A 23,501-nucleotide genomic window follows, 5' to 3' on the forward strand; every position below is an offset into this window, starting at 1 on the left:
AGCCCTTACGAGTTTCCTCAAGAGTGATCTGATTCTGTTCGTGGCTATTCTGAGCTTCTAACTCATTTTTACTCTGTTCTTTTTTCTGAAACAATCCAATTCCAGATTTAATTAGCTCAATTATCATCCCTATCATTTAGTAATCCTACTGTATAAACCCAGAAATATAATCCTTTCTGGTACTGTTTGTGTTTGTCGATTATGACAATATACTTTTGTTCATCAAATAGAGTCCACTCATGGACACTACCCATTTTCCATTGAGGATCGTTCTGTACTAGGAACCCAATATTCATGTATTCCTTGCACTCAATCCTTTCATCCATCTCGGCCATATATGCCTTTAACTTCTTCTTGAGTGGTTTAATCAATAAAGTACTATGCATCGTATGTGAATTTACATCCGGTACAGTACTTTCATCGATTAAAATACTCATTGTGTCTTGATCATAATGCATATTACATCCTTGAAATTCTAAAATGTCCCTGAACACCTGATAGTACTAAACGTACACCCTGCTCTGCTTCCTTATAGAAGTCATAAACAAGTTTACGTTTCTTCGTTTCACGTAGTCCAATTACACGTTTTGTCTTTGTTTTCGTATCTTTCTTGCTAGTGTCAATTAATCTTCTCTTACCGCCAGTATCAACAACTTTATACTTACCAGAACTAAGACCAGATTTAAGACCTGATATATTACCTTGCTGTGTCATACGTGCAGTACTGGTAGGAATGAATTTCTTGAGATTCGACGGCTTTACAATAATATCGTACAAGTACTGAGCCTGAATGTTCTTAACTAAGATTTGATTCACTGCCTGTCCAGTACTGTCACGATAGAAACGAAACAGTATTGCATTCTTCGTGAATGGTACTGGGCCACGATCAATTGCATTATTCATGTCAATTTGCATCTTCTGTGAAAGCTGCCTAAGTCTATTAGACACTTCCTTATTAAAGTTATTGGCGTAATCAATACCCTGTTGTTGAATATTTGCAATTACTTGCGGTACACCGGTTATAGTACTTACATTATTTGGCATTATGTAAAAGCCTCCATCAACATACGAATAATTCTTCGTTGTTCCCCATTGTCTTTTTTTAATCGAGTTTTAGTCATCAATGCTTTATTGCGACAAAGATGATCAGTACCGCAATATGCAATCAACGCAGCTTCAACTAATTCTGCCTCCTGACGTGTTTTAAAACACCATAGAATCTGTTTAGTATGATGTTCCCCAGTGGCAATACGTTCTTGTACTTCTTTAGAACTGGAATTGTACTTTTCCCAGTTACTTTCAATACTGGTAGATTTAATCTTTGAAGCATCTTTGACTTTTTGATAAACGCCTTTAACGCCTATATAGTACTCTCCGCATTCTGGAAATTGAATCAGATACACGAAAGCAGCATAATCCAGTACGTCATATAGATCCCAATCATCCTGATAAAACATTGTCCATGCCATAAATCACCCACGTACTACATAGGCGATCATAGAATCAACACGATTAGGGGTTTGTTTGTACCAACGTGAATCTTTGCATTCGATAATAGCAGTTGCATAATTACCTGCCTTTAGAGCTGCTAAGAACTTCTTGAAGCCCTTCACACCAGCAAGACCTAGTTGGAATACCATAATGATTAGAAAATCATTCCAGCGGCTTTCTACGGGTAGATTAACGCCAAGTGAAGCAACACCAGCACGTGCAATGGCAATATCTTTATCAAGTAATGCATCGGCTTGTGCTTCCGTAAGTCCAGTACTAAAATCTTCACCTTTAAGTACTAAGTGACCAAATCCAATAGTTGGATAGCCCAGACTGTCTTTATACGTCCAGTACTTCCCATTCTTGAAATAACCTACTTTAGTCTGATACTCTTTAGTACCTTCATATTGTTTTAATTGTTGTTTTAAATCCATTTGAATTCCTCCATGTTCATCTATTTATGGAGGGAAATAAAAAAGGGGCTGTTATGCCCCTTTGTTGTTTTGCTCTAATAGCTGTTTTATTACGCCAATATCAATCCGTGCCTCAGAAAGTTCAGTCCTGATAGCCTTGATTTCTTCAATGTCATCGTTGAGTACTTCAAGTTTAAGTTCTGCTTTTTGAACACGATTTTCCAATTGATCAATTCGATCATTTAAATTCTTACTTCGTTTAGAAAGTACTTTAAATACCCAACCTCCAATTGGAATGATAAAAACGGTTAATAACCATTCCCATTCCATTTGTTATTCCTTATTGTTGTCCTATCATATTTAGTATCCTGTGAATATTGCTAAAGGTATTCTTAGTAGTTGTTGGTTAGTGGCTTGCGGATAACCATCTTGGTACTGTGCAGCATAAGTAACTTGAATGTTGCCATTGGTATATCTAAGCAAGAATCCAGAAAAGCCCATTGATTCTGATTCAGATACGTTACCCGGTAAGCCTGACAGTAAAAACCACGGACTCCATCCTAAATTCTTTGAAATCACTTGTCCCTGTAGATTGTAACCTTGCGGTATCACCAGATGATCAAATACTCGCGGCATCGTACCAGCACTTGCAGCCGACCAAATCAAAGTACCTTGACCATTGAACACATCTAGATAACCTGACTGAACAGTACCATTCACCGAAGTACGCATAAATTGTACTGAATTCGGTTCAAACAATTCTGCACCGGGGAAGCAATATGAATCACGTGTAAAACGACACCATAGCAAGCCCGGTTGAAATAGAATATCACTTACCATGAAACCAAGTGAACGACCGTCACCAAAAGCAGTTGGTATCAAATAGCCTGTAACCTCAACGTTACCTTGAGGAATAAGGGAACTAATCACAGTCCCCTTCTGTTCTGAATCTACAACTATATTCCCATATGTATTGTATGCTTGAAAACCACTCATGCGTATGTATAAACCTCAAATGTTAATGCATAAGAATATGCTTGATTACTTATTAAATTTCGCAAAGTGAATCCACCATTGCCCGGAATTATACTGAAGTACCGTGAAGCACGTTCATTTAGGTATATTGCAATCCACCCAGTATCCCGAAAGGCGGCATAGGGAACCCACCACTGCCTTACTCCTGTAGTAACAGTAAATTGGAAAGTACCAACATACCTCATTGAGTAGTCTCCAATATCAACTAACATTCGGCCGCTTCCATCCCATGCTTGTAAACCTGCCATTACCATAACCCCATTCTTACGCGAAGTACGTTGTTGCTGTCGTATACTTCGATTCTGTTATTATTAATTACCATTCGACCACCAGAATTACCATTGATATAGAATGTCCCATCTTTATTTATCTGCCATCCAGTACTATTAGGTACGTAGTTGTTACTTTGAATAGTATTACCTATTTTGGCATTAGTAATCTGACCATCAATAATTTTGGCTGCATCAATACTAGCATTGGCAATTTTGGCATTATTGATAGCGGCATCTTTAATTTGTGCTGTACCAATTGCCGCATTTTGAATCATCGCGTTTTGAATGTACGTTGTGCCATTCTGAACAACAAAAGGATATACCTTCGTTGAACTACCCGCCGTAGCAGAACTGATAATTGAGAAACGATCGGCAATTACTGTAAACACCGATTCAGTACCGTTATTACCTAGGGCAATACCAGATACATATCCATTGTTTGTAACTCTTAATTGCCAGCCTTTGAATTCAGTATTGTCAATGATTTCTTGTTTAATCTCGTTCATCTCAGATGATCCAAGTACCCAATCAATAACATCATCATTCAATTTAGAGTACGGTACTTTCGTCTGTTGATTGTACGGGAACATTGCAGTCCATCGGATACCATCTACACCGAACACATCATACATACCAGCACGGATATAGTACTGTCCATCTTCAACTACTGCCCAATAAATGAATTCTGCTGAAGTAGTAAACGTCTGTACTCCAGAACTGAAATCTTCGCTTGCAGATACTTGGAACATAATCCCGGCATAATCAATAGGCTTATTAGTGTTATCCCATTCAAACACCAATGCCCCAATACCAGACTTAACAGTTAATCCCTGTAACAATGGTGCTTGTGGGTTACTGACAGTTATTTTTACTTCTTGACTGAAAGTACCAAGATTGAAACCACGTGCAATAACACCTATTGTAACGTTACGCCCAGTATAATCGGCCTGATTCATTGCAAATGTATAACTGAAATTGTTCTGAGTAGTGAAGTACGAATTGCGTTTGTTCCCAGCTTGATCATATATCACTATTTCGTACTTTTGTAAGTACTCGGACATTGGACGACCATTAACTTGTAATGACGATTGATCATTCCATGCAATATTGAAATCAGATGATTCAGTACTGGTACTCGTTGCCATTGCATTTGTTAGAACAAGTCCAGTAACTGCCGGTAGTGTAAAGTTGAAATCAGGTACAAGACCATCCTTTGTAACTTTGACAGAAATGAATCCAAGGTTGTTATACGCAGCCACGGCAAAGTCATACTTTTGATCGGCAATAAGTCCATATAGTTCATAATCCGTCTTGTATCTGTTAGTACTGCCAACATACGACCAATCAGTATTACCTGTTGTACGATAATAAATGTAATAACCTACTAGATTTGGATCTAATGATTCGTCCCAGTCCATGATAACGACTTGACCACCTACTACACCACCTTTCCTTGTAACCTCAAGATTACGTGGTGGCTGTACTGTAATTACAGAATTGATATCACCGTTAGGACTCCAAACACCCGGATCAACACCATCGTACATTGCCGGATTATATTCAACGCAAGTAAGTTGGCAGTATCCAATACTGTCATTTGTACTTGCCAAATCTTTTGCCAGTACTCGATATTGGCCGTTAATATGGAATTCATCTAATTTAACGTTAATGATATCCCACGTCTTTAAATCCCAACCTTCCGAAGTAGTAAACACGATTGTATTCTGTGAGTACTTAGATTTTAGCAATTCTATATTAACAAGTTTCGATAACTGGTCTTTGTCGTATACCCATGTATAATCACGTGCAAGGGCTACTACGCGACCGTCAGAACGAATCACATCATCCTGTGAAATATTACTTGGGATGCGTAGGACGTCGTTTGTGTAGCGAGAATAGGCATTTTTATATGATGCATCGATTGTGTTGTAGTAATCAGTACTACCACTGGTTGTTACCTGTACTGAACCAAATACAGTACTTTCATCAAAACTTGCTACTGGTAATCCTTTAACATCAATTGTCAGATAAATTTTACCTGCATGAATGTAAGTAATACCTCCAAACGTCTGAAGCATTTTTTCACAGTTACTCTTGAATGATTCACTATAACTAATTGCACCATTAGACCAGTACTGATTAGTTTGACAGTACTGTGCAGCACTACGGAAACTTGGTAAATCAATTAAACTTGGATCTAAACCCATGCCGTAAGTAGTATTCGTGAGATAGTCATATAGTTGGCTTGGTGCATTACTACATGCACGTTGTTGAAGATCAACTAAATCAGTAATCACTAATCCTTTCATCTCTACTTGAAGAGTATAGTTATCATTGACTAGTACTGAATTTTCTAGACTCGATTGATCTTTCTTGATAACAGTACTGATACTAACAATACCTTTACCAAGGAACTTATCCGTCCACTTCGGCCCTGCATATTGCTGTGCCAATGATTTAGTACTGGTATAATTACCACCAAAACGTACTTCTAGTTGTAAGTTGTTTTTGTACTTATCAATGAATTTATTCGGATTAACAATACCATCTTCAGTAATTGGTGAACCATCAATTAGAATTGGATCATTATCAATATAGATCTGATTGATATACTTTTGTACGCCCGCGTAAGCAATTGCATGTTCTGTAAATAAGTACTGTGAATCGTTATCCTTGACGTTGAACCAAGGAACGATTGAACCTAGAAGAACGAATGAACCATTACTAGTATCTTTGTGTGGCATCTGACCGCCATACACAATCGGTAAACCTGTTTGCGGGCTGGTTGTCCTATTTGGAGTACTGGCACTATCCCCATAACCTTTCATGTTGCCCGGTAAAGCAGTCATCATTGAAGTTGCCACTAAAGACGCAGCACCAGCAGCAGCACCCCAGCCAGCAGCAGCCCATGCAGTAGCACCACCGGTATATACTGCGGCTGCAACAGTTACTGCCATCATAACGGCGGAAAGAATACCGCCTCCTGAAATCTTACCCATTACTGCTCCTTACTCGATAAAACTTTCCATCCGTTGGAAAGTCCAATTCAAAATGTGTGTGTTGTTCATCGACAACTAAAATTCGATTGCTTATATAAACGCTCATTACAGTACTGTCATCTTCATCAACCCATATATCACCCGGAATTGGGAATTCAACTTCCTCGATGTACTGTTCAATCAACTCAAAAGTACTGCTAACGCCTAGTTTCTTTAGAATGTTTCTGCCCTTGCGTAATGTGTCATATTTACACATCCCAACGTATTCAGTACTGCACATTAAATCGATAACTTTTAGTACTAGAATATTGCAATCATTCTTTCCAAGCTGATATGGTTGTTCTAATGCACCTTGACATATGTCTACTATTTTATTAATCATTTATATCTCCAAGATTGGTTAGCATTAACTTGTCCAAGTAATGAAAAGTACTCATCACCGGGATAATAAGATTGATATACAGAGTTAGCCGCAATTGTGCGTGGTTGTAGATCTAACTTCTTATAGACTGAATTTAGATATACGCTCATTTCATTCTTTGCCGCGTTTGGATCTGCTTCTGCCTGAATGTAGTCAATGAAACCACTGAACATGAGTGTACTGTTCAGTACTGAATTGTCGGATGGGTTAAGTATTACGAGATAGATATTGACCTTTGCTTCTCGAAAGGCTCCACCTAGTGCCAATGTTCTAGTACTGTCATTAACGTTGCTTACTTTAAAGCTAATGCTGTTATTGTTAATTTCTTTTGTCTCTGTGAAACTTGGAAATGAATCACTAATTAGATCAGGAAAGCTTGTATACTGTGTCCCATTGATATTGAGATCTACAAAACCATCAGTCCAGAAGATTGGAGGAATGCCATTCTTTGGAAACACATCAATTGCACGGCAATGAACACCAAGTGACATTAGTTCAGTAATAGTAAGTTTGGTTTTATTACCACCTCTCGTAAGATTCCAGTACTGTAATAGGTCTGGATTAGTCAATAATTCATTCATTATAAGTACTCCGTCGCCTTGAGATTAACACTCATGATATTATTAACAGGCACTTTATATTCATTATCAATGTCAAGGGTAAAAGTACCTTGAAGATTGTTATAAAGAATAGTTTCACCTGTCTGTACGTTTTCACGTAGATTGGGGAACAATTGAAGTACATTACCTGCCCGGCCAATAATTCGATAAATCTTTGAGTGGTTCGTAAATTGAATCAATGAACCTATTTCAAGAGTATTGGCAGTACTGGAGACTTGATAAGAACCTTTTAATGCCTGTGCAGATGCCGAAACAGCCCCAGATTGAGATCCTTTATAGACTCCCATATGACCTAACGAAAAAGTAAAAGGCTTACCACGTGAGTACTCAGCAACGAATGCTTGATATTCTGCTAGTGATTGTTGTTTGAAAGTCAATGTGAATTCTAGTTTATAGTACTGAATGCCAGTACTCCTAGTAACCTCTGTTCCTGTCCAAGAGCGATTTGAATAACGCGGTTCAGTACTGGATACTGAAACCCCATTGATTTTGATATTATTTGAAAATGATGCCATATATGCTCCTTAGCTTATGTAGTATTTAGGGCAATAAAAAACCCGGACATTGCCGGGTATTTATTTATGCATTTCTTGATTGAGCAGACCTAACAGCCTGATTAACATTATTTGCATGTCGTTTTAGATAGTCATTAAACATCTTGTCGTCATTAATACCGCCTTGAACAACCAAGGGAGCATTGATTGTGATTTCTCCAGTACTGCTATTACCCGAAGATTGATCCTGTTTATCTAGGAATTTGGTTAACTTCTGGTTTGCAGGGGCCTGTACAACCCTCTCGCCCTGTTGAAGTACAAATGACTTATTATTTAAATGACTTGGCAACTCGTCTACACCGCCGTGGAACTGTCCAGATGAAGCACCTTTGATAGTACTGATAATCTGCATACCCATACCGGCGACTTGTGCATATGCTGCGAGGCTGGCCGGGAAAGGTGTTGCCAAGGCACTAGCAAGAGCTGCTTGGATACGCATAATCGTTTCAGAGATGATTAGTCCTTTCTGGATCGCGAAGGCCGATTTTGCGGCGGCTGACTGTTCCCCAAACGCCCCGGCCATCATTCCACCGATATCACCAGCCGCATTACCCAGGAGAGTAAGCTGTGCTCGTGTGTTCTCTGTAGCCGTGTTCATTGAGTCCTGTGCATACTTGGCTTGTAATGCTGCCTTACGCTTCTCGTACTCTTCAGTACCGGCATAGAGACGTTCATTCAGTGCCATTTCTTGATTGTACTGGTCTTCTAGCTCTTGTTGCTTTGACTGAGTATTATCAACTGCAAATGGATTATCACCATAAACCCGTTGGGCTTGTTGCTGTCCTAGATAGTTCTTCTGTTGGTCATTTAGAGTTACACCATTAAGATTCGCGTTTAAGTCCTTCAATCCTTGATTCGGATCGTTGTAACCAATCTGTTTATTGATTAGTTCTGTACGCTGTCTTGCACCCTGCTCTTTTGCCTGTGCTAAGTACTTATCAATCTCTGCTTGAGATTTTCCAAGCAACTTTGCATTCTCGGCAATCTTGCGTTGCATTTCTTTCTGCTGGAAGTCAAATGCATTCAATTGTCGTTGCATTTCCGTTTCACCGATCTTCGACAATACAGTACTTAAATCTAGCTGGGCTTTCTTCCGGGCATCTGCATTCTTCTTATCAAGTGCTGCTTGCTTCGTTGCTGCTGATTCTGCGGCTTTTGTTGCTTTGTCTTTACTGGCTTTATCATTGATAATATCTAACTGTTCTTGACGTTGTTGTTTATACATACGTTCAAGATCAGAAAGATCTTTTTGACGTAATGCAGGATTACTTTTATATGCTTCATCATTAGATTTCATGATTGCATTTTTAGTATCATTATAACGTTGCGTTAAGTTTGCTAGTTTCTGATTGGCTTGATCTGCCTTTGTATAAAGTGGTTGCATCGAGTTCTGAATAGTACGCCGACTAACTGAAACTTCTTCTTGCTTCTTGACTTCTTTGGTTTGGGCTTTCTGTATAGCTAGAATGTCTCGTTGTAGCTTCAAGGCTGCACGTAATGCCCCAGTAGCTGCTTTGTCTTCATAGCCAGCCGCTGTATAAACGGTTTCAGAGCCGTTATACATTTTCTTGAAATCCTCAGAAGTACGAGCCTGAGTAATGCCATTTAATAATTCCAGTACTTTAGTTAATGCCGGTACTAAACCACTAGCAATACTGTTTTTCCATGATTCCCATGTTTTTGCAAGCTGTGCTGATTGAGCATCATACTCTTTAAACTTTTCAACTTGTTCAGAAGTGAGTGATACTGTTTGTCTTCCTTGCTCGTTTAAATAGTCCTGCTGAGAAGCATACTTTTCATATACCTGAACACGTGAAACTGCATCATTACCTATGGTTTCCATTAGGTTAGTAATTTCAGTATTACTTAGACCTTGTGCCTTAGCAGCAAAGTAGATCTTTGCATAAACATCTTCACCTGCATCTGCAAGAGTTTTAAGTTCTAGAATGTTTAGTTTCAAAGGCTGGATAACATCAGTAAGCATACTGCCACCGTTGTTTGCTAGGGCATCGCCTAACTTGTCCTTTAAGTCCTTATTTTGATCTGCGATATTGTCGAGGGTTAACCCGGTTTGCCGTAGCATATTGGCTTGTTGCTGTAGTACTTCTACTGAATTCCCAGATTTAGCAGCCGCTGCAACAAGTTCCATTGCTTGTGCATGTGCTTGTGTAACTGAAGTAAGTGCAAAACTAAATGCTGCCAGTACAACAGTAGCACCAGCAAAACCAACTTTCATACCAGTAGTCATGCCAGCCATTGAGCTTGTAATACTATTAAGATTTCCCTGTGCAGCAGAACGAAGATTAGCCAGGCTAGTTTGTGCCTGATTAACTGCCGTAGTTAGTCCTTGACTGTTACCAGTAATATTAACGACGATATTATTATTGTTGCTTGCCATTCTTCTTCCCTTTTTCCATATCCATTAAATCACGGAATGACTTTTTAATATTCTGTACTTTATTTTCTTGTTCTTCTTCTTCGCGTTTCTTCTGGCGTTCGGATGCGGTGAGATTCTCAAATGTACCGAATAGATCCCAATCCTTGAGTTTGGCCTCTTTTCTTCCCTTCTCTGATAGATTGGGTGAAGTCATCATTAACAAATGACAAAGATTTGCGAACATTGCACTTTGTACTTGAAGTCCACTAGGTTCAATGCGTTGGTCATATATCATTAATGCTTCAAGTAGATCATCTGGCAAATCATAAAATTCGTCCGGCGAAAGTCCACGCTTGTTAACCATCTTTAGAAAGTACTGTAAACGTGGATCACCGGTTCTTATTTTTTTTCGAGATCTTCAACTTGAGTAGATGCCTCAGTAGTCCATAGTTCAATAACTTTCTGATTCAGTTCACTAACGAACATTGCATCAATTGAATTAACATCAATCCGGCCTTGAATTTCACCATCTGCGAAAATGGGATCGCCGTTCTCATCTTTAACACAGTGAATAAGAGTTGCTTTTGCATCTATACATTTATCAAAATCGGCAGAACTTGGACGATGAATGTATAGATCCATCCCGTGAAAATCGATTTTGTGTAGTTTTGGTTTTAGTAGTTTTTGTAGGTCTTGTAAGTTCATTGAAAAGATTCCATAAATGGGGGAATTGCTCCCCCGTTTTTATTGTTTTTGTATTTATGGGGTTTCTGGAGTAGCACCAGAAGCAACAGAACCTTGATCTACTGCTAGTTTGAAAGTCTTCTTGACTACTTCATCTTTGTCACCAGCAACAGTAGTACTAGACACAAAGACGTTATAAACAACAAAGAAGCCAGTAGTATGTGTAGCAGATTCATAATAAGTAATGCGTACTTGACCACGTGTTTGATCGTTTGCCGCTTTTTCAAGAGACATATGTACTACATCATCTGGTAGCCAGTTAACTTGTAAATCAATGTCTGGAACAGATTTAGTACCTAACAATTTACGATTGTAAGCACTATTGAAAGTCTTTATATCGATTACAGTACTTTCAAAACCAGAAGTAGTAAAACTAGCAACTTCAGGAATTACTTTATAATCGGTAGATGCAGTAGAACCAGAAGTAGTACTGAATTCTACTTTAAGGTTTGCACCAGAGAAAATATCAAAACTCATATTATATCCTTATAAGTGATTGGGGCATCCTTGCCCCGTTGTATTTATTTATTCATTAGTTCTTCAATAGAAGTTTTCATGGCATCAATTTGAGCCGAAAGGTCTTTGGTTACTGACAGTAAGAATCCAATCATTGCTAATGGATCTAATGACATACTTCCTCTCTCGTCATCCATTACGTTGACTGCATCTGGAATAACATCAATAATTTCTTGTGCAATAACACCATATGAGTAAGATTTACCCGTCATTGTATGTTGAACATCATTCATGTCTGTCCAATGGGTATCTTTAAATTTATATGAAACAGGATTTATCAATTTAAGCTGTGAAAGTGCTTTTCCTTCTTGAACGGGTAAAATATTTTCTTTTAATCGTTGGTCAGAATCAAAGAAATTAATACCTTTATTAAGACCATCAACATCTATAGTCACATATGTTGGAGCTACTGAGGCAAATGCTCTTACACGTCCAGCCACACAGCGTAAACCTTCCGAGGCAAATAAAGTACTATCACGTCTAAACTCAAAGCGTGAATACTCAACGGTATTTGCCGCATTAACTAAACGCACTCTGAAAATACCTTCAGTACCACCACCACCGTTAACAACGAGTGATCCAGAGCCTTTACCGGCTTCTTCATTCCATAGTAGCCAAGTACCTTGAGTTGCGAGAGTAATTCCTGTTGCACCATTCGAAACACCCAATGCCCCATTCATCATTCCACCGGTCTTTTGAGATATTGAATTAAGCCTCCAATCATCACCTTGTGCTACTGTTCCAGCAGTATTACCATATGCAAGACCTAAGTTAGTTCTCGCTGCGGCTGCTGTAGTTGTTCCTGTACCGCCTTGATTCACTGCTAATGCATTTGTTAAGTTCAATGAGTTGGCATTTAATACACCACCAAAAGTACCAGTACCAGATACTGACAATGAACTACCTTCACAATTTATTGAACCATCAGGTTTATACTGTATTTGTACAGTCGAATCAGTATCCCCTTTGGGACGTAGGAAAATCGATGAGGTTGTAGATATAACTGCGACACCACTTGGAGTTGCTCGGAATTTAGCACCATTAGTAGTAAATGCAGTGTCAGTACTGGCATTCGTTAGTGTAATACTATTATTCGATGTAATACCGCCATTCATTGCCAATGAACCGTTTAATGTAATAGCAGTACCAGAAAATACTAGAGTACCGTCATTGTTATAACGCATTTGTTTAGTACTATCTGCATCACCATTTGGACGAATGAATATACCTGCTGGAGCACTCAATACCATTTGGTTAGCTGAGTTACTACGTACTATTGATTGTTGTAAATTGATTGTTGGATCTTGAGTGTTAGTTAGAATAATATTCTTGAACGTTACAGTATCAGTTGCTCCTAAACCTAAATTAGTTGCTGCGGCTGCTGCTGTAGTTGCTCCAGTACCACCTTGTGTAATTGGAATAACACTGTTTGATGTTACTATATCTTCTGGTGTAATTGTTACGATACCAGTTGGTACAGTTGTAGACCAAGTTCCAAAAGTACGAGATTGTAAAAACCCAGTAATAAAATCTGTTGCAGTTGAACCACCTACTACGTTATTAACTTCAATTGAAGTACCACTCCAAAATCCATTACTAACTAAATAAATGTCCCATGATTGATCCTCTAAAAGAACCATTCCGATTTGTAATGGGGCATTTGTATTTTGCAGTACTCGAACATGCTTTACCCATTGTCCAATAGTTGCATTGGTTGCATTACCTAAACTACGTGCACTAAGTGCAATAGTATCTACGTTTGAACCAGTACCGCCATAGTTACCAGCACCATAAAAAATAAAGTTGGCATATGCTGCGGCATTACCACTTGTACGCATATTACCGAACTTCATATAGGTTTTGCCGGTAGGTGCTGGAGGTACGGTATAACGAGCTGCAACGTTAATTGTTTCAGTACGGGAATATACGTCTAAGTTAGTACGAGCCGTTGCTTTGTTGTTCAAGTCATTTAAGTTACTTGCAATCTTTAACTGTGCATCGTTAGTGACGTTAGAAAGCCCTACATCGCTCTTAGACGGCTTGAATCCTTCATGGTATACGTTACGTACTGTCCATAGTCCTGACGTTGTATCATTGGCCTGACGGAACTGTAATTGTGAATTTGGGGAAATACCGAACCACTCATTGGCTTTTGTACCAAATGGTTCATTATTTCGCCAAACAATGCCATAACCTTGTTCTGAACTGAGGGCTGCACTTGCTCCACTTGTTGGGGAAGTCTTTAGACCTTGGTTACCCGGTACTGTCACTGTTCCAGTACTGGAGATCGTGCCGGTAATGGTTAAGTTGCCAAAGTTAGCAGGCTGGCCCAGGCGGGCATAACGTGTATCTTGTTCAGTACTGGTATAGATACGAGTCCATGCAGTGTTCTGATTACGTGCATACAGCTTTAGATCGCCAGTCTCGGACATAACGATCGAGGCTTCGTTCTTGTTATTCGTGAGTCCTACACCTATAAGGTTAGTACTTGCAGGGTTGCCGGTTGCAGCTGCTGGGATCTGGATGAAACCATTACCTGCTATCTGTCCTGTTGCTGGTGTGTACTGAGGTGCATCAATACCATCGCTACCTAGGCCATAGTCTGAACGGCGTAGTAATGGTTGAATGGGTGCGAATCCTTGAGTAACTACAGTTTCAGGTGTGAACAGGTATGATCTCTGTACAACTGCGTCCTTGTCACCTGTGAGATTGTTCGATGAAACGTATCCATTGAGTACTATATAGCTTTCGGCATTGGCTTCTTCATCAGTAGTGTATTTTACTTTTACTTGAATGGGAGTTTGTTGTTCTGCCGCTTGTTCTAAAAATTTATGGCTTGGTTCATCGATAACATAATTCACAGTAATCGGGAATGCGTCAATTGCCTTATCCCCTGTCAGTACTGAACTATAATCACTATCATAAGTTTCGATATTCTCTACCGAACTTGATTGTATAATTGTTGGAAATTCTGCAATGTTTGCAATTTCCTGATAACCACCGAAACTAGGACTATTGTTCCCAGTATCGCCAGTATAAAAAATTTGTAGGTCTTTTCCTGTTGAAATGTTCATTAGCTTTCCTTCCGTTGGATTACACTAATATTTAGTTGGAATGTTCCTGTGCAAATACCAGTAATGGGATCTTGATGCGTACCGATATTGTCAAAAACGGGTTGTTTACTAATGATAAAATTCTCATTTAAAAAACACTGCTGTACTTTTGATTGAAACATTGACATTGTTTCTGACGTTAAGATATAGAATTGTTCTGTTGGATTTGTTTTGTTGTTCCCAAATGTAATATAGAACACTACCGAAAATGAACCCTCTGTACGTCCTGACATCATTTGTACTTCATTTGCTTGTATCTCTGAACAAAAAACCCTAGTATCTTCAGATTGTTTTTTTAATGGATTTGACGCCCACGGTGTGAACGTCATAAGTTTATTAATTGCTTTCTTAACTCCAAGAATCATAATCTTTTCTCCGATAGTAATAATTAACTACCCCAGATAGATCATCATCTAGGTTATAAATTATTTGTGTAGCATTGTTAATTTCAATTAGTGTCCCAACTTGAAGTACTGGATTCTTCCGTGCCGTAAAGTAATATTCATATTCGATTGCAACACCATCAGAATCTTCAATGGTAATTTGGCGTACTTCCAAGATTGCCTTGAAAGCCACGCCATTTATTTCAAGTTGTTCGCCAAAAGCATTTAACAGTGCTTCGCTTTGCTTACTATTAAATGCTCTCATGCTATTAAGCCTTCTTAACTAGTACGAAAGCTTCTTTGTGAGCTACTGCGAAATCGATGTAAGAGAATGAACGTAGTACTACGCCAGCAGATGCACGTTTAGTAGTCATGTCGCGGTCAAGTTCGTTAGTACCCCATTGAGCAATAATTAGTTCACTGAAATCACCAATTAGAATTGAATCAGTTGGGACGCGAGTACTGACAATTACACGAATCTCATCAGCTAAGTACTGTTGATCTCTGAATCCTTCTACAAGCATCTTAGCGGCGGTGTTACCAGCCATTGGCACTTGGCGTAGAGCTGCATATACGGATGGGTGCATTACTGCAACACAGTCGCCTGCATATACATTCTTCATCGCTAGAGCTTCTACAGCAGCTTCAATTGCTTCTAGATCAAATGCAGTTGCAGTTTGTTGGGTTGCATTGGTAGCAATATAACCTAGGATTTCGTTTTCTAGATCAGAAGCAGCAGTTTTAATTAGTTGTTCAGATACGTAACGTTCTGCGGAGTTGTTACTTAGTTGTAGGGTCTTGGTTAGAGTTACAGAACCAGTGAAAGTTTTTGGCTTTAGACTTACGCTAGTAAATGGTGCATCGTGCATTGGTGAGTCTGCACCTTCAGCAACAAAACCGAAATTACCGCCAGTTAGTTTACCTGCTACTGGGATTACTAGTTCACCATTACCTTCTAGACCTGCAAAGATCTGAGGTTGTGCAACTTGTGCTAGTACTGATTGTGCCCATAGTTGATCAATGTAACTATCAGCGGTTTTATGAGTTACAACACCAGCAGCGTTAGTAGTATTGGTATCACGTTGCATATCTACAACATAACCACGTTCACCCATTACAACACCCTCAATAGGTTGTTTTTCAATTAGGGAACGAATTGCTAAAGAAAGAGAATTGTTTTCCATTGTGATTTCCTTATCATCATTAGAATTATTTTTAAGTTCATTGGTTATATCGCGAATACTCAATTTGGAATCGAGATAACGTGATACATCCTTATTTAGTAGTTTTCCAAGAGCGGCAATTTCCATTTGACGTTCTTCTTCTGTATTTATTACTTCTTCATCTCGTGATTCAGTTTCTGTTTCATCTTGAGATTCATCAGTACTTTCATTCGGTACTTCTGTTTCTGATTCAGTTTCATCAGTACTTTCATTTTCTGTTTCAGTACTGGTTTCATCTTGAGGTTCGTCAGTACTTTCAGTTTCTGATTCAAGTTGTTCTTCTTCTTCAACTTCTTGTTCAAGAGAACGGCCAATACCTGATTTCAAATCATCCGCAGGAATACTCACGAGTGATATTTCATAAGGTTGCCACTTGCTTACTAGTAGATTGTCACCTTCTATTCTGTAATCGATGATTGAATATCCAACACTGACTTTTGAAAGGATTCCTTCTTCAACCATTGTTTGATATTCTTGTGCAGTACTGGAAAGACGAATACTTGCACGGCATACTTTATCTGCATCAACAGAAGAAGATTCAACTACGCCGATTAGATTGTCTTTGCAGTGATTGAAAAGTACTGCTGCTTTATTCTGAATACGGCTTAGGTCTACATTTTCTGGGGAACAAAGTAGAATTTCATTTAGTACGCGATCCCCAATCTCGCGGGCTACTGGGATCTCTGATGCAAATGCTAATTCAATTAGTTTATTACTCTGATTGATTTGGCTGGTTTCCATCTCCCTCTTCATTTGGTTTTTGTTGTTCATCTATTTTGTTATCCTTAACATTTAGATAATTGTCTATTTCATCTTTTTCAAAGTCCTTTAGAACGTCGCGGTAGTCCTGACCAAGTTCAGAAATAAGCTGTTGGCGGGATTTCAATCCATTCTGTAGAAGTGCAATTTGGTACTGTGCGTCTTTATTCGGATCTAGGCTTAATGAAACAACTGGCGTATAAGTTGCTTTGATTAACTTCTTAAAGTCTTTAAAATTGAGCTTTAACTCATTCTTATTTATCATTTCGACTTTTAAAAACTCTTTATAGATTGGCTTCAGTACTTGAACGATAAGTGCATTTTGTTTGCCCTTAACAACTTGTTGCATCATTCGGTCAGACAATTTAGCAGCACTGAAAGAACTGTTTTTAGTGTCATATAGTAGATTCATCTTGGTCACGTTCAACGCCATCGCAATTTGACCTAGCATTTGATCCATGAATGAATCTAGGCCGTCAGTACTTGAAGTTGGATTTACAGTCTGGATCTTTTTACCCGGATCAAGTTCAATTAGAACACCCGGATCTAAATATCCTTCGTAGTTCTCATATGCATTTTGTGCTTCTTCAATGCTTCCTAGTAACTCTGTAGTACTGTTAGTTGGTTTTTCATCACTGGTGATAAACGCCATTGACGACGCACTTACTTTCTTCTGTACAATAGATGCATTAACAAATTGTTCTAGTTCTTTAATCAAATTGGTACAGGCGATAATGTCGGGAATACCCCTTTCTTGGTCTGGGTAATCTTGAATAAAGAAGTGAATAATTTCTTCTGCTGGTACTACTTCAATGTCAGTCTGATAGTATGAATAGATTGTTGGGTCTACTTTACAGATATTGTATGAAATAGGACGTTTCAACTTGTTAAATCTAATACCATTACTTATATAGTCGCCGTTACTGAATTTTTGATTGTTGATTATTGGTACTCGCAGACTGTCGATGATTTCGAGTTTTAAACCACCTTCAACTTCATGTAACCTGATAAAACACTCTCCGTCACGTGCTCTTGTTCTACATACTAGATTCTGGAAAGTACTGATATCGTGTCTGCCATTAGTACTAAATGCATCTGGATCTTCTGCCCATTCATAAAACAATTGTTCGATGCTCATTGAGGTATCATGATTCTTTGTTTCATCGTCAAAAAGTTGTACATTCGAACGAATACTAATACCATCTGCCCCAGAGATCTGATCGGCGTCCATTAGAATGTACTTTCGAACGATTGGATTGTTTTGTGCTAGTTCACGTGCCTTTGTTTGTAGTGCTGGTAGAGTACTATTAATAAGGCGGTTGATATTTGCACCTTGACCGTTACCAGAATAACCGAATGATAAAGTACTTGACCGTGCAACAGTGATAGTATTCAAATCACGTTCTAATTGTGATTTCTTTGGTGTATGTGGTTTAGTTTGGTATGTTGGTGCCGGTTGTTTTGCTGCGGGTGCTTCTTCTGGTTTCTTCCTGAAAAAATTAAACATTAATGATTACCCCTGTGTAGCTTGGTAATACTCTTGATTGGTTGTTTACCGTCTCCGGATTTACCATTGAGTTTTAATAGTTCTTTGTTGGCCTGTTGTGTGTACTGTTCTTTAAGACGATAAAGTACTTCCAACGACTCATTTACCAATGTCTTATTGTTGATTGTTGTAGTTGTAATTAGACCGCCAGAAATACGCATTGCAATAACTTCATCAATTTCCTTGAGAGTCTTCAATAAGTCTTGATATCTGGTTGTAGTTTCTAATGGATCTACTACAACAAATGTTGATACTGCCTTGATTGACATATCGTCTTTTAAAATCTGCGTCCACATTCCACTTTCCCAATTGGCAGTACTGATAGGTGTGGAGGTTTGTGTAATTTCAATTTTTGTCTGACTTGGTGAAACGAGTGTAGTACTTTCATTTACGTCTTGATAATATACAATAGTTTCACCAATATAGACTTTCTCTATTTTAGTGTTCATATTTAGTTCCAAAATGTATTGCGTCTAGCTGGCCGCCTCTTTTGTACTGGCTGCTGCTGCGGCGGCTGTACTGGTACTGGCGTTGCTGGGGCAATTGGTGCTTGTTCCTCACTATATTTATTACGAACACGTGCGTTATATTCCCGTAAAATATGGAATGGATCTGCACCTGTTAATGTATTTAGATAATTTTTCATGCATATAAACGAATATACGAGACAGTCCAATGCTTCATTTCGTGAACCTGATACCTTTAAAGACCACTGCTTGAAACCATTTTTAACGTCTACACGTTCGGCAGTAAGCTGATTAAAGTAATCATCCGGTAGCGATTCACTAAATCGGATTGGTGGCTTTGTCTTGTCCACTAGGCAAGTACGTAACATCTTATTCACAGTACTTTTAGCGAGGTTCACGTTTAAGATCTGTAGCTCGTGGCCGCCAGTTCTTGACGATCTGAACAACGGTTTAGTACTTGAACAACCTTCACCTTTGATTGGCTTGAATAGTGGATTAATACTATTGCAGTACGTGTAGACTGTTTGCGTTGCGTTACCGTTCGATGAGTCCATGTATCCCATGAGTACTTTCACAGGTCGGCCTGTAACTGTCTTGAACACGCTTTTGCTGTACTGGGTGAGTTCGGTATAGGCTTTACTGCCAATCTGCGTACAGTCAATGCCATAGAAGCTTCTATGATCCAGTACGTATAGGGTTTTCTCTGTGAAGCCCATAGTGGTGCATTCTAGGCGGTCTTGTTGTTGGTCTACTCCTAGGACGATACCAAGTACTTCATCAGGGATTGCCAGTACTGAAATCTCTTCACGTAAATTTTCTAACTCGACAAGGTTATGTTCCTTGTTCTCTTCTGGCTCATAAGGTAAGCCCAATGAGTTGTTATAGAAACTCTGAAGATCGAAGTTGTAATGTGCGTTGCTGAAGTCCTCAACAGTACTTTCAATGGTGTTGATAGGACTGTACAAGCGGGACACATGGTATGAGGGATACTTACCACTTGGATTTGTTGCTACCCAATGTCCACCAGCAATTGCCCGTACACGTTCCCCTTCAGTGATATGATGTTCACAGTTCGGACACAGTAACTTGGCTGTTTCTGGTAATGCTTTTCTACGTCCATTCGCCAGTACTTCCCAATCGAAAAGCACATTTTCAAATACTAATTCATGATAGTGATTGCACTTCGGGCAAGGAACATGAAACTTACGTTGATCCCCTGCTTCGTACTGTTGGCATATCGCATCTAATTTGTTTGTTGGGGTTGAACCCATCATGATCAAACCATCGTCAAAACTCTTTATACGTTGGCTTGCTAATGCAATCGGATCGCCTTCTGAATCGTCAGTACTTCCAGAGATTTCATCAAGGAAGATTCGCTTGGTTGTAATGCCACGTAAAGTACTAGGTGCATTAAGGTTAATAAAGTATGTATTCGTGCCGTCGATGTTCTGTTGTGTATTAGCATTGTTCGCGGCATTCTTATCTGATTTAAGTGTCACATAATCTTTTAGTACTGACTGATCAATACTGGGTTGCCATTTACCTGTTTTGAATTTCTGCGTTGAGGCTTGACTTTGTGAGCCATAAGCCATATTAGCAGGGTCATTTACAATGAAGTACTGCATGGCTGCGAGCATTACTGTGGATTTAAGTAATTGAGCACTACTCATCATTACGATGCGATGAATATTAGGTTCAACTATCGTATCTAGTACTTGCCGTTGGAATTCAAATAATCTGAGTTTTTGTCCTGCTAGGCGGCCATCTGGGAATACTAGTTTATCCTCAGCAAATTCACTTGGTTTTATTTTTTCGGGAGGTAGTATCTTTTTTATTGTTCGTTGGTAGATCTTCTTGAATTTGTTCTTCTCCAGAGAGTTCAAGAGATCCAATTTCTCTGAGTGCATTATCAATTACTTCCTGTAAATTGTTCTTCAAGGTGATTGCATCCTTGCTTTCAAATAGTTTTAAATATTCGCTTGATGGAATACTACGCATGATTGTTTTGAATTGGTGAAAGTACTTTGCAAGTTCTGATTCAACAATTGCAACGTTAATCAATTCACCTCTTCGTTCTTGTTCGTCTAGTTCTTTTATATTCGCTGTAGCTGTTAATTCTCGCAGGCGTTCTTTTTCAATTTGTACTTTAATACTGGAATTTTCACGCAATGGCTTGATGATATTTTCAATAATCCAATTTCGTGTTTCTATGTCTGGAACATCTTCACCATGTGGCATTCCTTTTTGTTTCCATTGACGAAGTGATTTTTCATCATAGCCATATTGTTTGGCTAGTTGGGTTAAACTGATCATTTATTTTCCTTACGACTCGGATTGAGGGTTAAAAGCCGATATATTTTTAAAACAAGGCGGCACTAAACTACGCGGTCTTTTAAAAAAGCCAAAGAATCATTAAGTTACGAATTTTCGACGATGATCGACGAAGTTCAGTACTGAATTTTATTCCTTAAAGAGTTCTGCCACTGTGTCTATCATCGATTGAAGTAATTGAATGTGTTTGTGTTCACTGCCTGTGTAGTTCATATAGTCATACTCAATCCTGCTTCCAATCGTTGCATAGTAGCCATCGTGTATTGTTATGTATTTATATCTGGCTATTAGTTTGTTACTGCTTATTGTTAGGTAGTAGTCATTGTATTTAACGTTGAGCACTGCAACCTTGGATAATAACGCTGGCAAGCATTCATATTGATTTCCGTTAGTGTCTGTCCATGTTATGGTGAAGTCCTGTAATAGCATAGTAGGTTCTCCAATGCGTAGTGCTGATCAATGATGTATTGTAATACCTTGGCGTCTATTACTGTTGAGTACTGAAATAGTTCAGGTTCATCCAATGCCGTGAGTGTTCGATTGAATTTAAGTACTTTAAAGTTATCACCACTTATTAGTACTTCCCATGTGTTATTAAAGTTCAGGTGTGTCTCTACACGAATATTACCGAATGTGATTAGTTGATATAATGCGTTCTGCATTAGAAATGTTTGTGTTGTTGATAGGATCATGTTGCCCTCCTTTTGGTATTTAGGGCATAAAAAAACCCGCACTAGGCGGGCTGGGGTAATTCTAATTGTTGTTCACGTTTCCCCTATTCCTTGGTGTTGTTATATCTCGCCTACATTCATAGTTGGTTCTGCAATATTCATTTCATTATTAGGAACAGTAAATTCAGTACTGGTATTTCTTGTATGATTTCCGTGTGCGATATGTTCACGGTATGAATGAATATCAGTAATACGTTCGGCATTTATATAACAGCCAGTACTGTTATTATCCATCTGATAGTACTTATTGTAAATCCTTCCGCAATCAGCAGACAGCTGAGGCCGGTAATATTTAACACCTGCCATTTCATATGCTGGATACATAACTACCACAGCCCCGCCATCGACCAGACCTACTACGGCGGACTTTGTATAATCGTGTGTAGTACTACAAGCGGTAAGCATCAAGGTGATTACCAGAGTGATTATTTTCATTGTTTTGTATCTCCAGTGTTGTTGTGTGGGCATTTTATCATTTCAAACCATATTGATCAATTTTAACGATCGATAATTAGATTTTGATCGCTAAAAGCGATCACAAATGTTAAATCGTGCGTATACGGGCTTATGCGGAGTTCTATGCAAAAGCCTAGTGTTTGTATTGGTAGTGTGATTTAAATCGCGTGGTGAGGCGTTCAGGAGCCAGGATTGATCCGAGTTGCCAGACATATACTACGAGGGTGACGCCCACTATCTAACAACCCGGATCAATAGTACAATGCTATCAAACGTTTACTTATTTAGGCAACATTGTGAAAGTTATATTGATCATAATAGTGGCTATTGCGGCTGCTATTACGTTACCACTCTTTAATGAGAAGCATATTTTGGACTTTGGAAATACCTCGGATATTATCTCGGCATTATGTAACTGTGTTGTTGCTGGTGCTGCTGTTATGGCATTTCTATCTGCAAAGAATTGGCTTTATCAGCGAATGCATGATGACGCATATAAAATTGCAAAAGAGCTCATTATTGATGATTATAACCAAATATTTAAATTTGGAAGCCTAGCATTATCAAATATTGAAAATATAGAACTACTGACAAGTCTTATATCGGATGACATCAGTAAAGTATTTAGTTTAAGTGATTGTGATAATTACATACGAATATTTAAAGAAACCAATATCACCCCTGATTCAATAGAAACAAAGATTAAAGTACTACAAAGGTTTGGGTGGAGTTTAAAAAGTGACTTTAAAAGCACTCATTTTTATTTTCTTAAGGACTACTCAGAAATTAAAAATATCAATTTACACCTATGGTATAGTATAAGGAAAATGCTAGAAGTTCATAATTCGCATAATGCAGATAAGATCGAGCTATCTGATGAGATTAAACAATTAATTAAAAATACAACTTCACTAAAAACTAATTTTGAAAGTTCATATAATGTGTTGTCGTCATACTCAAACACAGTTATTTCTTATTTTAAAATTGAAAAATAATTACTGCGTGTTGATTGATACTATAACTAGACTAGCAGTGTTCCTCTCATACATT

The 23,501-nt window shown here is 38.5% G+C and carries 24 protein-coding genes; 1 reads left to right on the forward strand and 23 read right to left on the reverse strand.

Annotated features, from left to right (window positions below; genetic code table 11):
* Positions 1-116: 116 nt before the first annotated feature.
* The 23 genes from C9411_RS04815 to C9411_RS25520 all read right to left on the reverse strand — a co-directional run bounded on the left by C9411_RS04815 (position 117) and on the right by C9411_RS25520 (position 22,430).
* Positions 117-458, reverse strand: a complete 342-nt coding sequence (locus C9411_RS04815; protein WP_107226544.1) for a hypothetical protein — start codon at positions 456-458, stop codon at positions 117-119.
* A gap of 1 nt (position 459) precedes the next feature.
* Entirely contained in the window at positions 460-1,044 is a 585-nt protein-coding gene (locus C9411_RS25965) for a hypothetical protein (RefSeq protein ID WP_233221873.1), read from the reverse strand.
* Entirely contained in the window at positions 1,044-1,469 is a 426-nt protein-coding gene (locus C9411_RS04825) for a hypothetical protein (protein WP_232036896.1), read from the reverse strand. Before C9411_RS04825 ends, C9411_RS25965 begins: the two co-directional genes overlap by 1 nt.
* Before the next feature lie 3 nt (positions 1,470-1,472).
* Positions 1,473-1,925, reverse strand: coding sequence for a glycoside hydrolase family protein (locus tag C9411_RS04830; protein ID WP_107226545.1), 453 nt, complete (start codon positions 1,923-1,925; stop codon positions 1,473-1,475).
* 51 nt (positions 1,926-1,976) lie between these two features.
* Positions 1,977-2,234 (reverse strand): hypothetical protein, encoded by a 258-nt coding sequence (locus C9411_RS04835; protein WP_107226546.1) that lies wholly within the window; start codon positions 2,232-2,234, stop codon positions 1,977-1,979.
* A gap of 30 nt (positions 2,235-2,264) precedes the next feature.
* Positions 2,265-2,900, reverse strand: coding sequence for a hypothetical protein (locus C9411_RS25500; RefSeq protein WP_146158853.1), 636 nt, complete (start codon positions 2,898-2,900; stop codon positions 2,265-2,267).
* 286 nt (positions 2,901-3,186) lie between these two features.
* Positions 3,187-6,210, reverse strand: a complete 3,024-nt coding sequence (locus tag C9411_RS04840) for a DUF1983 domain-containing protein (RefSeq protein WP_107226547.1) — start codon at positions 6,208-6,210, stop codon at positions 3,187-3,189.
* The gene (locus C9411_RS04845; protein WP_107226548.1) at positions 6,203-6,592 is read right to left on the reverse strand and encodes an ornithine carbamoyltransferase; all 390 of its coding nucleotides are present in this window, start codon (positions 6,590-6,592) and stop codon (positions 6,203-6,205) included. Before C9411_RS04845 ends, C9411_RS04840 begins: the two co-directional genes overlap by 8 nt.
* Positions 6,589-7,212, reverse strand: coding sequence for a DUF2163 domain-containing protein (locus C9411_RS04850; protein WP_107226549.1), 624 nt, complete (start codon positions 7,210-7,212; stop codon positions 6,589-6,591). Before C9411_RS04850 ends, C9411_RS04845 begins: the two co-directional genes overlap by 4 nt.
* A complete protein-coding gene (locus C9411_RS04855) occupies positions 7,212-7,766 on the reverse strand; it encodes a hypothetical protein (RefSeq protein WP_087763365.1) in 555 nt (184 codons plus the stop codon). Before C9411_RS04855 ends, C9411_RS04850 begins: the two co-directional genes overlap by 1 nt.
* A gap of 64 nt (positions 7,767-7,830) precedes the next feature.
* Entirely contained in the window at positions 7,831-10,203 is a 2,373-nt protein-coding gene (locus C9411_RS04860; RefSeq protein WP_146158854.1) for a hypothetical protein, read from the reverse strand.
* Positions 10,187-10,546: a hypothetical protein gene (locus tag C9411_RS04865; protein WP_146158855.1), complete on the reverse strand. Its 360-nt coding sequence runs from the start codon at positions 10,544-10,546 to the stop codon at positions 10,187-10,189. Before C9411_RS04865 ends, C9411_RS04860 begins: the two co-directional genes overlap by 17 nt.
* 35 nt (positions 10,547-10,581) lie before the next feature.
* A complete protein-coding gene (locus tag C9411_RS04870; protein ID WP_107226552.1) occupies positions 10,582-10,887 on the reverse strand; it encodes a hypothetical protein in 306 nt (101 codons plus the stop codon).
* A 54-nt stretch (positions 10,888-10,941) separates the two neighbouring features.
* Positions 10,942-11,403 (reverse strand): hypothetical protein, encoded by a 462-nt coding sequence (locus C9411_RS04875; RefSeq protein WP_107226553.1) that lies wholly within the window; start codon positions 11,401-11,403, stop codon positions 10,942-10,944.
* Between the two features lie 44 nt (positions 11,404-11,447).
* Positions 11,448-14,516 (reverse strand): tail fiber domain-containing protein, encoded by a 3,069-nt coding sequence (locus tag C9411_RS04880; protein ID WP_107226554.1) that lies wholly within the window; start codon positions 14,514-14,516, stop codon positions 11,448-11,450.
* Positions 14,516-14,920 carry a hypothetical protein gene (locus tag C9411_RS25505; RefSeq protein ID WP_146158856.1) on the reverse strand — a complete coding sequence of 135 codons (405 nt, stop codon included), beginning with the start codon at positions 14,918-14,920 and terminating at the stop codon, positions 14,516-14,518. The genes C9411_RS04880 and C9411_RS25505 overlap by 1 nt, the downstream gene beginning before the upstream one ends.
* Positions 14,904-15,203 (reverse strand): hypothetical protein, encoded by a 300-nt coding sequence (locus C9411_RS25510; RefSeq protein ID WP_146158857.1) that lies wholly within the window; start codon positions 15,201-15,203, stop codon positions 14,904-14,906. The genes C9411_RS25505 and C9411_RS25510 overlap by 17 nt, the downstream gene beginning before the upstream one ends.
* A gap of 4 nt (positions 15,204-15,207) precedes the next feature.
* Positions 15,208-16,932, reverse strand: a complete 1,725-nt coding sequence (locus tag C9411_RS04885) for a phage major capsid protein (protein WP_107226555.1) — start codon at positions 16,930-16,932, stop codon at positions 15,208-15,210.
* Positions 16,874-18,427, reverse strand: a complete 1,554-nt coding sequence (locus C9411_RS04890) for a phage portal protein (RefSeq protein ID WP_107226556.1) — start codon at positions 18,425-18,427, stop codon at positions 16,874-16,876. The genes C9411_RS04885 and C9411_RS04890 overlap by 59 nt, the downstream gene beginning before the upstream one ends.
* On the reverse strand, positions 18,427-18,915 hold the full coding sequence (locus tag C9411_RS04895) for a hypothetical protein (RefSeq protein WP_107226557.1): 489 nt from the start codon (positions 18,913-18,915) through the stop codon (positions 18,427-18,429). Before C9411_RS04895 ends, C9411_RS04890 begins: the two co-directional genes overlap by 1 nt.
* 2 nt (positions 18,916-18,917) lie before the next feature.
* Positions 18,918-20,840, reverse strand: a complete 1,923-nt coding sequence (locus C9411_RS04900) for a terminase gpA endonuclease subunit (protein ID WP_107226558.1) — start codon at positions 20,838-20,840, stop codon at positions 18,918-18,920.
* The gene (locus tag C9411_RS25515; protein ID WP_146158858.1) at positions 20,728-21,246 is read right to left on the reverse strand and encodes a terminase small subunit; all 519 of its coding nucleotides are present in this window, start codon (positions 21,244-21,246) and stop codon (positions 20,728-20,730) included. The genes C9411_RS04900 and C9411_RS25515 overlap by 113 nt, the downstream gene beginning before the upstream one ends.
* Positions 21,247-22,055: 809 nt before the next feature.
* On the reverse strand, positions 22,056-22,430 hold the full coding sequence (locus C9411_RS25520; RefSeq protein ID WP_146158859.1) for a hypothetical protein: 375 nt from the start codon (positions 22,428-22,430) through the stop codon (positions 22,056-22,058).
* A gap of 341 nt (positions 22,431-22,771) precedes the next feature.
* Here C9411_RS25520 and C9411_RS25525 point away from each other — a divergent pair, with 341 nt between their 5' ends.
* Positions 22,772-23,446 (forward strand): hypothetical protein, encoded by a 675-nt coding sequence (locus C9411_RS25525; protein ID WP_146158860.1) that lies wholly within the window; start codon positions 22,772-22,774, stop codon positions 23,444-23,446.
* The last annotated feature ends 55 nt before the right edge of the window (positions 23,447-23,501 follow it).

The sequence above is a fragment of the Serratia sp. Nf2 genome, from assembly GCF_003028435.1.
In the GTDB taxonomy this organism is placed as follows: Bacteria; Pseudomonadota; Gammaproteobacteria; order Enterobacterales; family Enterobacteriaceae; genus Serratia; species Serratia marcescens_L.

Coding starts and splice junctions, on each gene's coding strand:
- C9411_RS04815 (WP_107226544.1), bottom strand. CDS start 458: ATGCATTATGATCAAGACACAATGAGTATTTTAATCGATGAAAGTACT.
- C9411_RS25965 (WP_233221873.1), bottom strand. CDS start 1,044: ATGCCAAATAATGTAAGTACTATAACCGGTGTACCGCAAGTAATTGCA.
- C9411_RS04825 (WP_232036896.1), bottom strand. CDS start 1,469: ATGGCATGGACAATGTTTTATCAGGATGATTGGGATCTATATGACGTA.
- C9411_RS04830 (WP_107226545.1), bottom strand. CDS start 1,925: ATGGATTTAAAACAACAATTAAAACAATATGAAGGTACTAAAGAGTAT.
- C9411_RS04835 (WP_107226546.1), bottom strand. CDS start 2,234: ATGGAATGGGAATGGTTATTAACCGTTTTTATCATTCCAATTGGAGGT.
- C9411_RS25500 (WP_146158853.1), bottom strand. CDS start 2,900: ATGAGTGGTTTTCAAGCATACAATACATATGGGAATATAGTTGTAGAT.
- C9411_RS04840 (WP_107226547.1), bottom strand. CDS start 6,210: ATGGGTAAGATTTCAGGAGGCGGTATTCTTTCCGCCGTTATGATGGCA.
- C9411_RS04845 (WP_107226548.1), bottom strand. CDS start 6,592: ATGATTAATAAAATAGTAGACATATGTCAAGGTGCATTAGAACAACCA.
- C9411_RS04850 (WP_107226549.1), bottom strand. CDS start 7,212: ATGAATGAATTATTGACTAATCCAGACCTATTACAGTACTGGAATCTT.
- C9411_RS04855 (WP_087763365.1), bottom strand. CDS start 7,766: ATGGCATCATTTTCAAATAATATCAAAATCAATGGGGTTTCAGTATCC.
- C9411_RS04860 (WP_146158854.1), bottom strand. CDS start 10,203: ATGGCAAGCAACAATAATAATATCGTCGTTAATATTACTGGTAACAGT.
- C9411_RS04865 (WP_146158855.1), bottom strand. CDS start 10,546: ATGGTTAACAAGCGTGGACTTTCGCCGGACGAATTTTATGATTTGCCA.
- C9411_RS04870 (WP_107226552.1), bottom strand. CDS start 10,887: ATGAACTTACAAGACCTACAAAAACTACTAAAACCAAAACTACACAAA.
- C9411_RS04875 (WP_107226553.1), bottom strand. CDS start 11,403: ATGAGTTTTGATATTTTCTCTGGTGCAAACCTTAAAGTAGAATTCAGT.
- C9411_RS04880 (WP_107226554.1), bottom strand. CDS start 14,516: ATGAACATTTCAACAGGAAAAGACCTACAAATTTTTTATACTGGCGAT.
- C9411_RS25505 (WP_146158856.1), bottom strand. CDS start 14,920: ATGATTCTTGGAGTTAAGAAAGCAATTAATAAACTTATGACGTTCACA.
- C9411_RS25510 (WP_146158857.1), bottom strand. CDS start 15,203: ATGAGAGCATTTAATAGTAAGCAAAGCGAAGCACTGTTAAATGCTTTT.
- C9411_RS04885 (WP_107226555.1), bottom strand. CDS start 16,932: ATGAACAACAAAAACCAAATGAAGAGGGAGATGGAAACCAGCCAAATC.
- C9411_RS04890 (WP_107226556.1), bottom strand. CDS start 18,427: ATGTTTAATTTTTTCAGGAAGAAACCAGAAGAAGCACCCGCAGCAAAA.
- C9411_RS04895 (WP_107226557.1), bottom strand. CDS start 18,915: ATGAACACTAAAATAGAGAAAGTCTATATTGGTGAAACTATTGTATAT.
- C9411_RS04900 (WP_107226558.1), bottom strand. CDS start 20,840: ATGCACTCAGAGAAATTGGATCTCTTGAACTCTCTGGAGAAGAACAAA.
- C9411_RS25515 (WP_146158858.1), bottom strand. CDS start 21,246: ATGATCAGTTTAACCCAACTAGCCAAACAATATGGCTATGATGAAAAA.
- C9411_RS25520 (WP_146158859.1), bottom strand. CDS start 22,430: ATGAAAATAATCACTCTGGTAATCACCTTGATGCTTACCGCTTGTAGT.